Origin of the sequence: Methylobacterium sp. E-045, from assembly GCF_022829685.1 — a bacterium.
Taxonomy (GTDB): Bacteria; Pseudomonadota; Alphaproteobacteria; order Rhizobiales; family Beijerinckiaceae; genus Methylobacterium.
Window position 1 is genome coordinate 82,554 of record NZ_JAKSYE010000085.1, and the last position, 15,841, is coordinate 98,394.

Annotated in this window: 12 protein-coding genes; 3 read left to right on the forward strand and 9 right to left on the reverse strand. The window is 66.7% G+C overall.

Features of this window, described 5'->3' with window-relative positions; genetic code table 11:
* Positions 1-64: 64 nt before the first annotated feature.
* The 4 genes from hisF to MKK51_RS14030 form a co-directional block, all read right to left on the reverse strand.
* A complete protein-coding gene (gene hisF, locus MKK51_RS14015) occupies positions 65-841 on the reverse strand; it encodes an imidazole glycerol phosphate synthase subunit HisF (protein ID WP_243978630.1) in 777 nt (258 codons plus the stop codon).
* A gap of 156 nt (positions 842-997) precedes the next feature.
* Complete coding sequence (gene dgcA / locus MKK51_RS14020) at positions 998-1,987, reverse strand: N-acetyl-D-Glu racemase DgcA (RefSeq protein WP_243977968.1); 990 nt, start codon at positions 1,985-1,987, stop codon at positions 998-1,000.
* Complete coding sequence (gene dgcN / locus MKK51_RS14025) at positions 1,984-3,006, reverse strand: N-acetyltransferase DgcN (protein WP_243977969.1); 1,023 nt, start codon at positions 3,004-3,006, stop codon at positions 1,984-1,986. The genes dgcA and dgcN overlap by 4 nt, the downstream gene beginning before the upstream one ends.
* Before the next feature lie 234 nt (positions 3,007-3,240).
* Positions 3,241-3,675, reverse strand: coding sequence for an energy transducer TonB (locus MKK51_RS14030; RefSeq protein ID WP_243977971.1), 435 nt, complete (start codon positions 3,673-3,675; stop codon positions 3,241-3,243).
* A gap of 394 nt (positions 3,676-4,069) precedes the next feature.
* On the opposite strand from MKK51_RS14030, the gene maiA reads away from it, so the two are divergent.
* The 3 genes from maiA (at position 4,070) to MKK51_RS14045 (ending at position 6,539) form a co-directional block, all read left to right on the forward strand.
* Complete coding sequence (gene maiA / locus MKK51_RS14035) at positions 4,070-4,714, forward strand: maleylacetoacetate isomerase (protein ID WP_243977980.1); 645 nt, start codon at positions 4,070-4,072, stop codon at positions 4,712-4,714.
* Between the two features lie 114 nt (positions 4,715-4,828).
* Positions 4,829-6,160 (forward strand): NAD(P)/FAD-dependent oxidoreductase, encoded by a 1,332-nt coding sequence (locus tag MKK51_RS14040; protein ID WP_243977982.1) that lies wholly within the window; start codon positions 4,829-4,831, stop codon positions 6,158-6,160.
* Between the two features lie 55 nt (positions 6,161-6,215).
* Positions 6,216-6,539 (forward strand): hypothetical protein, encoded by a 324-nt coding sequence (locus MKK51_RS14045; RefSeq protein WP_243977984.1) that lies wholly within the window; start codon positions 6,216-6,218, stop codon positions 6,537-6,539.
* 71 nt (positions 6,540-6,610) lie between these two features.
* Here the strand turns inward: MKK51_RS14045 and MKK51_RS14050 are convergent, their stop codons facing one another.
* From MKK51_RS14050 to mraY, 5 genes are all read right to left on the reverse strand, one after another.
* Positions 6,611-10,255 carry a PAS domain S-box protein gene (locus MKK51_RS14050; RefSeq protein WP_243977986.1) on the reverse strand — a complete coding sequence of 1,215 codons (3,645 nt, stop codon included), beginning with the start codon at positions 10,253-10,255 and terminating at the stop codon, positions 6,611-6,613.
* Positions 10,256-10,438: 183 nt separating this feature from the next.
* Complete coding sequence (locus tag MKK51_RS14055) at positions 10,439-11,566, reverse strand: O-antigen ligase family protein (RefSeq protein ID WP_243977988.1); 1,128 nt, start codon at positions 11,564-11,566, stop codon at positions 10,439-10,441.
* Between the two features lie 263 nt (positions 11,567-11,829).
* Positions 11,830-12,927, reverse strand: a complete 1,098-nt coding sequence (locus MKK51_RS14060) for an acyltransferase family protein (RefSeq protein ID WP_243977990.1) — start codon at positions 12,925-12,927, stop codon at positions 11,830-11,832.
* Positions 12,928-13,033: 106 nt separating this feature from the next.
* Complete coding sequence (murD, locus tag MKK51_RS14065) at positions 13,034-14,392, reverse strand: UDP-N-acetylmuramoyl-L-alanine--D-glutamate ligase (protein ID WP_243977992.1); 1,359 nt, start codon at positions 14,390-14,392, stop codon at positions 13,034-13,036.
* Positions 14,393-14,654: 262 nt separating this feature from the next.
* Positions 14,655-15,737 carry a phospho-N-acetylmuramoyl-pentapeptide-transferase gene (gene mraY / locus MKK51_RS14070; RefSeq protein WP_227435421.1) on the reverse strand — a complete coding sequence of 361 codons (1,083 nt, stop codon included), beginning with the start codon at positions 15,735-15,737 and terminating at the stop codon, positions 14,655-14,657.
* Positions 15,738-15,841: the final 104 nt, after the last annotated feature.

The following is a 15,841-nucleotide window of genomic DNA, read 5'->3' on the forward strand; positions in this document are numbered from 1 at the left end:
ACGGCGAGGAGCCTGCGGCACGGGAAGGGATTGGGCAAGGGCCGGGCCTCGACGCGGCGACCCGTCACGGGTCGAGCCGCATGCGCAAGCCGGCCTTGGCCATATGCGCCTTGGCCTCGGCGACGGTGTGCTGGCCGAAATGGAAGATCGAGGCGGCCAGCACCGCGCTCGCACCACCGTCGCGCACCCCCGCCACGAGGTCGTCGAGGCCGCCCACGCCACCCGAGGCGATGACCGGCACCGAGACCGCGTCCGCGATCGCCCGCGTCAGGCCGATGTCGTAGCCCGAGCGCATCCCGTCCCGGTCCATGGAGGTGACGAGGAGTTCGCCGGCGCCGCGCGCCGCCACGGTCCGGGCAAAGTCGATGGCGTCGAGGCCGGTGGGCTTGCGCCCGCCATGGGTGAAGATCTGCCATTCGTCCGGCTCGCCCGGGGCGGAGGTCCGCTTGGCGTCGATGGCGACGACGATGCATTGGCTGCCGAACTTGAGGGCGCCGCGCTCCACGAAGGACGGGTCGTTCACCGCCGCCGTGTTGATCGAGACCTTGTCGGCCCCGGCCAGCAGCAGGGTGCGGATATCCTCCACCGTGCGCACGCCGCCGCCCACGGTGAGCGGCATGAAGCACGCCTCGGCCGTGCGGCTCACCACGTCGAGGAGGGTGCCGCGGGCCTCGTGGCTCGCGGTGATGTCGAGGAAGCAGAGTTCGTCGGCGCCGGCCGCATCGTAGGCCTTGGCCGCCTCCACCGGATCGCCGGCATCGCGCAGTTCGAGGAACTGGACGCCCTTGACGACGCGCCCGTCCTTCACGTCGAGGCAGGGGATGATGCGGGTCTTCAACATGGTGGACCTGTCACGCTTGCGGCCGAACCGGGTCGCACGCATCGGGCCATGCCCGTCGCTGCACCATTCCGTCAACTCGGCGACGGAGATCGGCACCATTTTGCAGGGTCGTTCGCCGGAATTTGAAACCCGAGCCGGGCGAGGAGAGCGCGCGCCCTATCCCCACAGATCCGGCGTCGGCGGATGGATCAGACTGCCGTCGAAGCGCAGGGCCGGCTCGCGGTCCCGCGCCAGCAGCAGGGGGCCGTCGAGGTCGACGTAATCGGCATGGTGGGCGAGCAGCATGGCGGGCGCCATGGCCAGCGACGTGCCGACCATGCAGCCGATCATCAGCGACAGGCCCCGCGCCCTGGCCTCGTGCGCCAGCATCACCGCCTCGGTGAGGCCGCCGGCCTTGTCGAGCTTGATGTTGATGGCGTCGTAGCGGTCGGAGAGCGCGTCGAGGCCGGCCCGGTCGTGCAGGCTCTCGTCGGCGCAGATCGGGATCGGCCGGGCGATGCGGGCGAGCAACCCGTCCTCGCCGGCCGGGAGCGGCTGCTCGATGAGGCCGACCCCCGCGGCCACGCAGGCGGCCAGGTTCGCCTCGATGGTCTCCGCGCGCCATGCCTCGTTGGCATCGACGATCAGGCGCGATTCCGGCGCGCCGCGCCGCACGGCGGCGATGCGCTCGGGATCGCCCTCTCCGCCGAGCTTGACCTTGAGCAGGGGCCGGTGCGCCGCGCCGCGTGCCGCCTCCTCCATGCTCTCCGGCGTACCGAGGCTCAGGGTATAGGCGGTGGTGGCGACCTGCGGTGGGCTCAACCCCGCGATGTCCCAGGCCGGGCGACCGCGCTGCTTGGCCTCTAGATCGAGCAGGGCGCAGTCGACGGCGTTGCGCGCGGCCCCCGGTTTCATCAGCGTCAGCAGATCGGTGCGGGTGGCCCCCGCCGCAAGGGCGTCGGCCTGTTCGAGGATCAAGGCGCAGACGCTCTCGGGGGATTCCCCGTAGCGGGGATAGGGCACGCATTCGCCCCGCCCCAGATGGCCGTCGGCATCGTCGGCGATGGTGGCGAGCACCACCACCGCCTCCGTGCGGCTGCCCCGCGCGATGGTGAAGGCCCCGGCGATGGGGAAGCGCTCCACCGCGACGGTGAGGCGGCGGGTCATGCAGCGCTCCCGGCGGGGAACTCGGCCAGCAGGCGGTCGATGATCCCGTCGACGCCGAAGCGGACCGGATCAGTCGCCGGCAGGCCGTGTTCCTTGGTCAGGTCCTGGAGCAGGGTACGGGCTTCGTCCTCACCGAGTTTCTGCGTGTTCACGGCGATCCCCACCAGGCAGATGCCGGGATTGGTGAGGCTGCCGAGCTGGATCGTGAGGTCGATCACCTGCTGGATCGAGGGCAGCGGATGCTTCACGCCTCGCATCGTGCTGCGGCTCGGCTCGTGACAGACGACGAAGGCATCGGCCTGGGCACCGTGGAGCAGGCCGAGGCTGACGCCGGCGAAGGACGGGTGATAGAGCGAGCCCTGTCCCTCGATCAGGTCCCAATGGTCCGGGTCCGCCGCGGGGGCGATCCATTCCACGGCCCCGGAGATGAAGTCGGCCACCACCGCATCGATGGCGACGCCCCGCCCGGAGATGAACACGCCGGTCTGGCCGGTGGCTCGGAAATCCGCATCGAGGCCGCGCTCGCGCATGCCGCGCTCCAGGGCGAGGACGGTGTATTTCTTCCCCACGGAGCAATCGGTGCCGACGCTGAGCAGCCGGCGTCCGGACCGCCGGATGCCCTTGCCGGTGTCGAAGGTCTCGGTGGTGTGGCGCACGTCGTGAAGCTGGCGGCCGTTCTTCTCGGCCGCCTCGGCGATCTCCGGCAGCGAGCCGAGCCGCACGTGAAGGCCGCTGGCGATGTCGAGCCCCGCGTTCAGGGCGGCCACGACCTCCGACACCCAATGCTCCGGGAGCACGCCGCCGGCATTGGCGACGCCGATGACCATGGTCCTGCACCCCTTGGCCACGGCCTCGTCGAGGGTGAGGTCCGGGATGCCGAGATCGGCGGCACAGCCGGGCAGGCGCAACTGGCCGACGCACCAGTCCGGCCGCCAGTCGGCGATGCCGTAGGCCGTTTTCGCCGCGAGCGTATCGGGTACGTCGCCGAGGAACATCAGGTAGGGCGTTTCGATCTGCATCTCGCATTCACCCGTCGGACTGAGGTGGTGGCCGGTTCGCTCCGTCTATGCGCGAAGGCAGCCTCGCTGCCAAATGCACGATCACGGCCAGGGGCCGTAGCCGTCGCGAGCGAGGACGGGATCCGTCCCGTGCAACCGCCGGACGCCTATTTGGGAGTTCGGAACACCAACGACACGGCGGCAAGGATCATCGGGACGCCTTCAACTCATGGAACGTCGTCAGCGATCGGGTCGTCATGGCCTGGCGAGGAACCTCAAGGGGACCGTAATCTCCATTTTCGACACGGGACTATGAGCCGGGAAGGGTGGATAACGCGTCCCTGCACGAACCAACTCCATCGCCAACGAGTCGATATAGGGAGAACCCCATGTCTGCTTGAGGCGTGACTGCTCGATGATGCCAGATTGATCGATGACGAAGGAAACGACCGGCACACCGCCAAACGGCGATCTGTAGCCGATGTTTCGCCCTCGCACGATCAGTACTTTTGCCAATTGAATTTGATATTCACGCATCGGTCCGGAAAACATGTTTTCATCGAACCGTTGTGCTTGCGCGGACGTCGTCCCCGAGACAATCGACACGGCAAGACAAACCACGACCATGGTCCGTGTGACGACGCTCGACACTGCCATCACAGGCATCCCCCTCTTGGCATCATCGATCATTCCACCTTTGCGATGCAGAAAGAGGACGACCCGTCATCGAGAGCTGCGCTCTTTTTCGCCGAACCGGCATCCACTTCGGCGAAGAGCGCTCTCGCTCCATGGCACCGTCACCGCGCTCGATGAGGCGCGAGGAACCTGCCCCGACCGCCTTGATCGATTCAGCTTCGTTCGTCGCGCATAGGGCATATCTTCAAAGACCTGGCGACGCCGTCAATAGGACAAAAATCATTTCCCGGACAGAAACCATTTCAGACCCATCTGCCGTCAGACAGGGGATGGAACGAACCGATCCGGCATGTCGGACCCGCACGATCGATCTAACGGAATCGGCACTTGCGGTGCGGGCCGTTGTCGGGTGTGGTCCGCGCCGGGAACTGGCGAGGAGGAGACGGCCATGAAGATGTACGGCAACTGGCGCTCAGCCGCCGCTTTCCGGGTGCGCATCGCCCTCAACCTCAAGGGCCTCCCCTGCGAGGAGACCTTCATCGACCTCGATGCCGGCGACCAGCACAAGCCCGAGTATCTGGCCATCAACCCGCAGGGCGCCGTGCCGGCCTTCTTCGACGGCGACGGCCCTCCCCTGACCCAATCCCTGGCGATCCTCGACTATCTCGAAGACATCCATCCCGAGCCGGCCCTGCTGCCGAGCGATCCGAAAGCCCGGGCGCGCGCCCGCTCCCTGGCGCAGGTCGTCGCCTGCGACACCCATCCGCTCTATGTCCCACGGGTGCGCACCTACCTGATGTCGGCCTACGACATCCCGAAGGACGGCATGATGGGGTTCGTGCGGCACTGGTTCGAGACCGGGCTCAAGACGCTGGAGACCCGCCTCGCCCACGAGCCGGGCACCGGCCGCTACGCGCAGGGGGACGCGATCAGCCATGCCGATCTCTGTCTCGTGAGCCTCTGGGTCGGCACCGGCATCTTCGGCGTCGAGACCGCGCCCTATCCCACTGTGAAGCGGATCGCCGAAAATTGCCTGTCACAGGAGGCGTTCATCAAAGCGCATCCCCTGCGCCAGCCCGGTGCGCCCGCGTGAGAATATCGGCCGGGCTGCGCGAGCGAGGCTGCCGTTGAAACCATTTTGCCTATAAGACCCGAGCGGACAAAAAGGCGGACGGCCCGCCGCTCAAGCTCAAGGGACGAGGGACGCATGGTACCGGGCGAAACCGTGGACAACCTTCACCGCATCGTGGTCGTCGGTGGAGGCGCGGCTGGGCTTCAGCTCGCCACCAAGCTCGGCGACACGCTGGGCCGGAAGGGCAAGGCGCACGTCACCCTCGTGGACAGGGCACGGACCCATATCTGGAAGCCGCTGCTGCACGAGGTCGCCGCGGGCAGCCTCGATGTCGGCCACCACGCCGTGGACTATCTCCACCACGCGCATCAGCATCATTTCCGCTATCGCATCGGCTCGATGACGGGGCTCGACCGGACCGAGCGCACGATCCAGCTCGCCGCGAGCCACGATTCCGAGGGCCGCGAAGTCACGCCCGTCCGCTCGATCCCCTACGATACGCTGGTCCTGGCGGTGGGCTCCACCACCAACGATTTCGGCACGCCGGGGGTGAAGGAGAACGCCATCGCCCTCGACACGCCGGACCAGGCGGTGCGGTTCCACCAGCGCCTCGTTAACGGCATGCTGCGCGCGCATACCCAGGTCGGGCCGGTACGCCCCGGCCAGCTCCACGTGACGGTGATCGGGGCGGGCGCCACCGGCACCGAACTCGCGGCGGAGCTTCATCGCACCACCCGCGACGTGGCCTCCACCGGCCTCGACAAGATCGACCCGGCCAAGGACCTGAAGATCACCCTCGTGGAGGCGGCGAGCCGGATCCTGCCGGCCGTGCCCGAGCGTCTCTCGGCGGAGGTGATGGCCCTGCTGAACAAGATCGGGGTCGAGGTCCGCACCCAGGCACGGGTTACGGAAGTCCGCGCCGACGGCGTCCAGCTCGCCGACGGCGGGTTCATCCCCTCCGAACTCGTGGTCTGGGCGGCCGGCGTGAAGGCGCCGCCGTTCCTGCAGGAGATCGGTGGCCTGGAGACGACGCGCAACAATCAGCTCGTGGTCACGCCCACGCTCCAGACCACGCGCGATCCCGACATCTTCGCCATGGGCGATTGCGCCTATCTCGTGGAGCAGGGCTCGGACACGCCGATCCCGCCGCGTGCGCAGGCGGCGCACCAGCAGGCGAGCCACCTGATCAAGCAGATCCCGGTCAAGATGGCCGGCGAGCCCCTGAAGCCCTTCAAGTACCGCGATTTCGGCTCTCTGGTGTCCCTCGGGGAATACTCCACCGTGGGCAACCTGATGGGCTTCATCCAGGGAAAGAACATGTTCATCGCCGGGCTGTTCGCGCGGATGATGTACTGGTCGCTCTACAAGATGCACGAGCGCGCCCTGCACGGCACGATCAAGACCGCCCTCGACGCCACGGCCCGCGCTCTGACGCGCCGCACGGAGCCGCGGGTGAAGCTCCATTGAACGACCGGATTCGCCGGGGGCCGGGCCCCCGGCAGGAACGTGACGAGACGCGATCATGATCGATATCATCCAGGGCCTGCAGCAGCGCAATCCGACGCTCGGCCCCTACGTCCTCGTGCTGCGCTCGGACTCGCGCGCCAGAGATCCCTCCGAGCCGGCACGTCTCTGCGCCGAGGCGGAGGCCTGGATCGCCGAGAAGACCCCCGGCGCGCGCCTGTCCCAGGAGACCGTCCTCATCGCGCCCTATCCGGGCGGGATGCCCACGGAGCGCAGCGTGTCGGTGATGGCCTTCAAGGACGCGATGCAGCTCGCCGCCTTCGCCACGGCCTGGACGGCGGAGCCCGAACCGGAAGACGATCCGACGCCCGAGGCGGAGTGATACCGGACCTCGCCGACCCTGACCTATGGCTCAGGGCTCGTCGAGATGTGATCTGAGCCCTTCCGGACCGGTCAGGCGGCTTGCAGCATCCTGATCGTTCCGAGGGTGCCGTCACGGATGACGGCGAGGCGCTGGACCAACGGCGCGAGATCGCCCCCGCTGCGGCAGGCGGTTTCGATCTCGCGGCAGAGATCCGACAGGCCGACGAAGCCGAGCAGACCGGCGGCCGACACCATGACGTGCGCGTCATAGGCCAGATCCACCGGTTCGACGCCCGACAGATCGACGGCCTTCGGCGACGGTCCGAACCGGTCGACGAGTTCATCGGCGAGCATCGACAGCAGGACCGTCGCCCGGTCCGGCCCCACCATGTCCACCAGGGAATCGTAGATCTCGCGATCGAGGATGGTCGGCGCGTGGACGGTCGCCGAAGGGCCGCTCCAACGGGCGATGGCCGCATAGAGCGCATCGCGCTTGAACGGCTTGCCGACATGATCGTCCATGCCGGCGGCCGTCAACGAGGCGATCTTCTCGGGCAGGACGTTGGCGGTCATGGCGATGATCGGCACCGCGCAGGCGGGGGCAGGCAGGGCGCGGATCAGGCGCGTGGCGGCGAGCCCGTCCATGCCGGGCATCTGGACGTCCATGAGCACGAGGTCGAAGGCAAGCGGTCCGCCCGCATTGGCCCGGATCGCGGCCACCGCCTCCTCGCCGTTGCCCACGACTTCGACACTGTGACCGGCGAGTTCGAGTACCGCCCGAGCCAGCGCCTGGTTCACTGGCACGTCTTCGGCGACGAGGATCCGCACCGGCCTCGGCGCCACGGCCATCCTCTCGGGCGCCGCCCCGGCCTCAATGGGGCCGCTCGCTGCCTCGGCCCGCGGCAGGGTGAGGGTGAACCAGAAGGTCGATCCTTCGCCGGGACGGCTCGTCACCCCGATCTCCCCATCCATCATCGAGAGGAGGCGGCGGCAGATGGCGAGGCCGAGACCGGTGCCGCCGAACCGGCGGCTGATGGAGGAATCGACCTGGCTGAAGCGCTGGAACAGATGGACCTGCTGCTCTTCCGAGATGCCGATCCCCGTATCCACCACCTCGAAACGCAGGACGGGGCCGGCCGCCTCCTCGCCGCATTGACTGACATTGAGGACGACGGAACCGGACGGGGTGAACTTCACCGCGTTGTTGAGGAGATTGAGCAGGACCTGCCGGAGTCGGTTCGCATCCCCCAGGGCCCAGGGCGGCAGCGCGGGGTCGAGCCGCGAGAGGATGGTCACGGGGCTCTTCAGCGCACTGCCGCGCACGATTTCCACCGTGTTCTCGATGAGGTCACTCAACGGAAACGGCAGCAATTCCAGGGTGAACTGCCCCGCCTCGATCTTCGAGAAGTCGAGAACGTCGTTCACGATGGTGAGGAGCGCGGCGCCCGCCCCACGGATCAATTCGAGGCGGTGCCGGTCGTCAGGCGTCCGGCTCGGTTCCTCCAGCAGGAGGTCGGCATAACCGAGGATGCTGTTGAGCGGCGTGCGAATCTCGTGGCTCATGGCGGCCAGGAACTCGCTTTTTGCAGCATTGGCGGCCTCGGCCCTGGCTGTCGCCGCCTGCAACGCGGCCTCCACCGTCTTGCGCTCGGTGATGTCGAAATGCAGGCCGACCATGCGATGGGGCGCGCCGGCCGCGTCGTAGAGCACGCGTCCGCAGGTCGAGATCCAGCGCTCCTCCGAGTCCACCGAAATGCGATACTCGGCCACGTAGTTGATCCGGTTTCGGATCGCGTGGGCCGCTTCTTCGCGGACCGCCTGCCTGTCATCGGGATGGACCAGCGGGATCCAGTCCCGGGCGGGCATGGCCTGAGCGCCCTCGCCGGGGAGACCGAACAGGCCGACGGCTTTCGGGCTGAGGGTGATGGTATCCGTCCAGAGTTCGAGGTCCCAGGTGCCCGCATCGGCCGCTTCCTGGGCGATGCGCAGCAGATCGGTCGTTTCCTCCAGCCGCTGGCGGGCGGTGATGATGTCGTCGATGTCGAGGGCGGTGCCGAGCCATTCGGCGTCATCGGGCGCCCGGTCGTCATGGGTCGCGATCGGGATCATCACGATCTTGTGCCAGCGGTAGACGCCGTCATGGCGGCGCAGGCGCCCTTCCACCGTGAACGTCCGTCCGTGGGCATGCGCACGCTGCCAGGCGAGCTCCATCCGTTCGGCATCGTCGGGATGGTTGCGCGCCGTGCGCTCCGTCCGCTCGGGACCGATATCGCCGTAGAAATGGGTGAAGGCGGGATTGACGTAGGTCGCCGTCCCATCCGGCGGCCGCGTCGTCCAGATCAGGGCGGGCAGCGCCTCCGCGAGGGTGCGGTAGCGATCCTCGCTGCGCTGAAGCTCCAGTTCGGCGGCGCGGCGCTCGGTGATGTCGCGGGTGATCTCGGCATAGCCGACCACGGCCCCCCCTTCGTCGCGGATGGCGTCGATGGCGACGCTGGCGAAGAATTGCGAGCCGTCGCGGCGGACCCGCCAGCACTCGAACTTGAGCCGCCCCTCATAGGCGGCGGTGGCGAGCGCGATGCGCGGCGCCCCGGCTTCGAGCCCCTCCGTGGTGTAGAAGCGCGAGACGTGGCGGCCGATGACATCCTTTGCGGAATAGCCGGTGATACGCTCGGCTCCGCTGTTCCAGTTGGCGACGTGGCCGGTCCTGTCGAGGGTGACGAAGGCGCAATCGCTCACCGCGTCCACGAGACGGCGAAACTGGCTCGTCCGCTCCCGCAGGGCGGCGTCGGAATTGCGGGCATCCGTGACGTCGATGGCGGTACCGACCAGTCCGACGGCCAGGCCCGCCACGTCGAGCTCGCAGATGCCGCGAACGACCATCGTCCGGATCTCGCCATTCGGACGAACCATCCTCGCTTCGAAGGCGAAAGCGTCCCTGTGCTCCAGCGCATCGGAGATGCTGGACCGGATCAACGCGCGGTCGTCGGGGTGATGCCGATCGATGGCCCCCTCGAAGGTCGGTACGAAGGTCGCGGGATCGAGTCCGGCGATCACGTAGATGCCGGTGGACCAGAAGGTCTGGCCATCGGCGAGCCGAACGCGCCAATGGCCGATCCCGGCGACCTCCTCCGCCATGGCGAGCAAGTGATGCGCGCTGGCAAGCGCGTTCCGGCGCTGCTGCAACTCTTCCTGCTGATCGGCGATCGTCGCCTGATGGGCCGCGCGTTCCTCGGCCTCGCGAATCAGCCTGACATGGACATCGGCCAGGCGAAGATGGGCCGTGACGATGGCCGCGAGGTCGTGGAGAGCCGCGGCATCCTCCGCGCTGAACGCGCGTGGCGTGCTGGTCATGAGACAGAACGAACCGACGCGGAAACCCGATTCGAGGCAGAGCGGTACGCCGGCATAGAACACGACGGGGTCCGGGCCGGTCACCAGCGGGTTCCGGGCGAAACGCGGATCGAGGCGCGCATCCGGCACCACGAGCATGTCGCCACCGGCGATGGTGTGATGGCAAAACGACTGGAGGCGGGGCATCTCCTTCCCGGCGAGATCACAGTCCGACTTGATCCACTGCCGATCGGAATCGATGAGGGCGACGTACGCCTTCTCGACCCCGAAGAGGCGCCTGGCCGTGCGTGACACGGCCTCGAAATGGTCTTCGGGGGGCGTATCGAGGATACCGAGGCCGTGAAGCGCGGCGACGCGCTCGGCTTCATGAGACGGCGTGATCAAGGATCGGGCCCCGTTGAACGGCAGTGGCAACCTTTCGGAGCATCACCTGTGCCGGTCGCATAGATAACGTTCTATGTCTCGAATGAAAATTTCGCCCGCCGCCGCCTCATTCTCAACGGCGCACAGTATCATTCTTCCGCCAGCGAGACTTCGCTGCAACGGCGATAGCCCCAACGTAAGACTTCAGGTGGTCGATCGCTGTTGAAACAACCAGCGAACACGTGCGGCTTCGAGCCCCCATAGCATCCCGAGCATCATGTAAACGTGACGCCACTTCTCGATATCGATTTGAAATGCCTGGAGGAAGAACATCAGGAGGGCCGGAAACACGATCTGGGCGAGCCCCTGATAGGGCGACGGTTTGAGGCACAGGCGAAACCCGACGAAGATGGATGTCAGGACGATGGAGAGGAACGCGAAACCTCCGAGCCATCCCCCATTCGCAAACCCGCCGATATAAGAATTGTGCGGCTCCAGATCGAAGACCACGCGCCATCTCAGCGGCCCGAAACCGAGGGGGCGATCGATGAGCATCGGGATGCCGCGGCGCTGATTGCCGAACCGTCCGGTCTCGCCTTCGTCATAATCCTTCGTGACCTGCGCCCGATCGGTGAACCGCTCGGAGACACCGTCCATCGACAGAAGGCCGCCGATCAGGAGCGCACCGACGAGCACGGTGAGGGCCGACAATCGGGCGATGCGCAGCCGAACGGCCCGCGACGGAGAGGTTGCCCATGTGAGGCCGATCGTCAGGCAGATGCCGAGGAGGCACGCCCCCCAGGATCCGCGCGAGAACGAGAGGAAGACACAGGCCAGCAGGACGAGCAGTGCTGCCGCGGACAGGAAGACCCGCCGCGTCTCACCCACCAGCATCCTGCGGATGAGATACAGCACCGACAGGATCAGGAAGGATCCGAGCAGGTTGGGGTCCTGGAACACGCCCGAGGCGCGTCCGTCCATCTTGAACAGCACGTCTTCGCCGAGCACGTCGAAATAGCTGAAGATGCCGCAGATCGCCGCGAAGAGGGCTCCCGCGAGGTAAGCCTTGAGGACGAAACCGACCCTGTCGGACGTCTCGTCCGAGAAGAACATCACGAAGAAAATCCCGGTCAACCCGAGATAGACGGCCTGATAGGTCCACTCGACCGAATTGGTCTCGTCGAGATAGGGTATCAGCGCGATGACGATGGCCGACAGATAGAGCAGCAGAAGTGCGACGATGAGGATCGTCGCACGGTAGAACCTGATCCCCAGCAGGAACCACAACGCGATCGTCGGCAAGGCCAGAAAATCATAGGGCGACGGCTTCATGAAGGTGAAGCACGTGAAGAAGATGACCAGCGCCAGCAGCGCGTAACCGAGGGTATGGAGCGGACCCGACGAGGCACGGCGAGGATCAGCCGACGTCAGAGCGACGCCAACCTTTTCTGCACTCCATCTCCCGCCTGCCGCCATTCCACCCGTCCACCCGCCTCAGGATACGCGCCCGGCCTCAGCATGAGGCAAGTCCGGTCAGCGAAGGCTTAAGCGGGCGGCGTTGCCTCTCTCGCATGCAGAGGACCGTCGCCCAAGCGTCACGCTGTCCTGAGAGGCGGGGGGCGTACCAGGATGCGCTGGATGAAGCGGGTCACCGGCCGTTCCACGAACCGGTGCACGAACACGGCAAAGAAGCAGCAGGATACGACCGTGAAGGCGAGCATCGGCCAAGCCCCTGTCGCTTCATCGAAGCCTGCCCCTTGCATAGCTTTTCGGATGCCGACGATCACGAAAGGATGGCTGAGATAGAGCGCATACGATGCGTCGCCCAGATGGACCCCCAGTTTGGAGAGACGGGATGGCTGCCCCTGACGGCCGAGGACGGCGGCGCAGACGATCAAAGCTGCGGGGAGTCCCCAGCCGAAGACGCGCCAGGCGTCGTTGGGCGTCGTCCAGTCGATGGCCTGATGCGACGAGTCGATCGGGTCGGCGATCAGGATGGCGACCCCGCCGACGAGAAAGGCTCCCCGGATCAGTCCCGATAAAACCACACCATGGCGGAGGAGCAGAGCGATCCCCATCCCGAAGACGAATTCGAGAACGATCGGGCGGGTCCAGAAGAACGTGGCCGCGGCACTCGGCTGCAGGACGAATCCCATAAGAACGAGTCCACCGAGCAGGGCCGCGACAGCGATCACCGTCCGACTGCGTCGCAAGCCGATGAAGACCGCGAAGATGACATAGAAAAACATCTCGTAATTCAGCGTCCATCCCAGTTCGAGGACGGGCATGGGAACCGCATGCCCCGTGGCATAAGCAGGCCAGAAGACAAAGGATGCGACGATGTTCGGCCAGCCGGGAAATTCCTTGGTCGTGCCCGCGAGGCCGACCACGAGAAACAGGATATAAAGCGCCGTGAACATCCAATAGAGCGGAACGATCCGCGCCACCCTCCGGGCCAGGAACTCGGCCGACGCGCCCTTGCGTCCGAACAGGTTTTCGGACGCGTAGACCATGATGAAACCGGAGATGACGAAGAAGATGTCGACACCGGCGCCCCACGGCAGCAGGTGGTTTCGCTCGAACGAACCGCCGAGCTTCAACGTCTGCATGAGGGTGTGATGCTGGGCATGGCCGAAAACCACCATGAGGGCCGCCAGCCCGCGCAAAATCTGAACGGAAACGATCTGTTTCACGGGGCATAGCCTCGCCAGCGGCATGATGCCGATCGCGGCGGATGGTTGGTCCGGGGCGGTTAAATCCCAATAAAGCCGGTCGCGGAAAACGGGGTCCGCGGTTGGATTATCCGATCAGGCCCCGCACGAGCGTCCGGAACTGGTCGCCTCTGTCCTCGAAGCTCCTGAACTGGTCGTAGGAGGCGCACGCCGGCGAGAGCAGCACCACCGGTTCCGGCGCCTCTGATCTCGCAGCGGACTCGGCCGCCTGCTTCGTGGCCACATCCAGGGTGCCGCAGTGCGTGAAGGGCACCCTCCCCTCCAGCGTCGCGGCGAACGCGTCGCTCGCCGCGCCGATCAGGTAGGCATGGGCGACGCGGTCGAACAGCGGCGCCAGCAGGTCGATGCCGCCCTCCTTGGGCTTGCCGCCGAGGATCCAATGGACGTCGCGGAAGGCGGTGAGGGCCTTCTCGGTGGAGTCCGCGTTGGTCGCCTTGGAATCGTTGACGAACAGCACACGGCCGCGCCGGCCGACCTCCTCCATCCGGTGTGGCAGGCCGGGGAAGCTCTTCAATCCGGCAGCGATCTCGTCATCGGTCACGCCGAGCGCTTGGACGACGGCAATGGCGACGGCGGCGTTCTGCCAATTATGGGCACCGCGCAGGGAGCCGATGCCGGACACGTCGGCGATGGCTTGCCCGGAACGCCCGGTGACGGTTCCGTCGCGAACGATCAGCCCATCCACGTCCCGTTGCGCGACACCGATGCGCACGAGGGGTCCCCGATGCCGGTTGGCGATGGCGCGGCTCGGCGCGTCGTCGATGCCGATCACCGCAAGGGCAGAGCCCTGAATCAAGCGTTCCTTGATCGCCGCGTAGTTCTCCATCGTCCCGTGTCGGTCGAGATGGTCCGGCGTGATGTTGAGGAGCACGCCGACGCTCGGGTTCAGGGACGGCGTCAGGTCGATCTGGAACGAGGACAGTTCGATGACGTGATGGCGCCCCGGAGCCGGCGGCTCCAGCGACAGGATCGCCGTGCCGATATTCCCGCCCATCTGCACGTCGAGGCCGGCTTGCCTCAGGATATGGGCGATCAGCGCCGTGGTGGTGGACTTGCCGTTGGTGCCGGTGATGGCGACGAAGGGTGCATCGGGGGCGATCTGCGCCCGCTCGCGGCAGAACAGTTCCACGTCGCCGATGATCTCGATCCCGGCCGCCCTGGCGAGATCGACGGTCCAATGCGGCACGGGGTGGGTCAACGGCACGCCGGGCGCCAGGACCAGGGCGGAGAAGCCCGACCAGTCGGCACCGCGCAGGTCCGTGGTAGGAATGCCCTGTTCCTGCGCCCGGGCCATGCTGGTGGGGTTGTCGTCGCAGGCAACGACCCGGGCGCCGCCGGCCTGGAGCGAGAGCGCCGTAGCGAGGCCGGAGCCGCCGAGACCGAACAGGGCGACCGTGCGGCCGGCGAAGGTAGTGGCGGGGGTCATGCGCGTCTCGAACTCGACATCTGCACGGCCCGTCTGCCGCCCTCCCCCTCGTCATCCGGAGGTGGATCGGTGGGCAACCGGGCGATCGCGAAAAATCATCATACCATGCCTGGAGCGCTCTCCACCGAGACGGATGCCGGTTCGGCGGAGAGGACCGCTCTAAGCAGGTTCGCGTTGGCAAGCCAACGCTTCACCCTGCTCAGCTCTTTGCTCTGTCGCAGGTTTTGATCGCGGAACCGGGGGCCACTTCCGCGAAACCTGCTTAGCGCAGCTTCAGCGTCGCGAGGCCGGCGAGGGCCAGGATCACGGCGATGATCCAGAACCGGATCACGACCTGCGGCTCCTTCCAACCCTTCTGCTCGAAATGGTGGTGGATCGGCGCCATGCGGAAGACGCGCTTTCCGGTGAGCTTGAACGAGGCGACCTGGATGATCACCGACATAATCTCCAGCACGAACAGGCCGCCGACGATGGCCAGCACGATCTCGTGCTTGGTGGCGACGGCCACGGTGCCGAGGAGGCCGCCGAGCGCCAGGGAGCCGGTGTCGCCCATGAAGATCTGGGCCGGCGGCGCGTTGAACCACAGGAAGCCGAGCCCGGCGCCGATCACGGCCCCGCAGACGACGGCGAGTTCGCCCGTGTCGCGGACGTAGTTCACCTGAAGGTAGCCGGCGGTGAAGACGTTGCCGACGAGGTAGGCGATGACGCCGAACGTGCCGCAGGCGATCATGACCGGCACGATGGCAAGGCCGTCGAGACCGTCGGTGATGTTCACCGCATTGCCGGCGCCGACGATGACGAAGCCGGCGAACAGGACGTAGAACCAGCCGAGGTTCAGGAGCGCGTCCTTGAAGACCGGGAAGGCGAGCTGGTTCTGGAGCGCGGGCGCCGAATAATACGAGATCAGGGTGCAGGCCGAGATGGCGATGGACGCTTCGAGCAGCAGCCGAAACTTGCCCGAGAAGCCCTTATGCGACTGCTTCGTCACCTTGAGGTAGTCGTCGTAGAAGCCGATGGCGCCGAAGCCGAGGGTCACCGCGAGGGTCACCCAGACGAAATGATTGCGCGGATTGGCCCAGAGCAGGATCGCCACGATGGCGCCGGCCAGGATCATCAGCCCGCCCATGGTCGGCGTGCCGCGCTTGGTCAGATGGGTCTGCGGCCCGTCCTCGCGGATCGGCTGGCCCTTGCCCTGGCGCAGGCGCAGCAGGGAAATGATGAGCGGCCCGAACCAGAACACGAACAGGCCCGCCGTGAACAGCGCGCCGCCGGTGCGGAAGGTGATGTAGCGAAAGACGTTGAGGGGCGAGAGCGTGCCACTCAGGTCCGACAGGAGATACAGCATCCAGCACCCGGTCGCGGTTTGTCTGACGATGGACGATCCGGGGTTGGAGGAGGCCGCGCGCCTTTCCGTCCCCGCCGTGTCGCCCGGCTCGCGGGCTCTCCCGG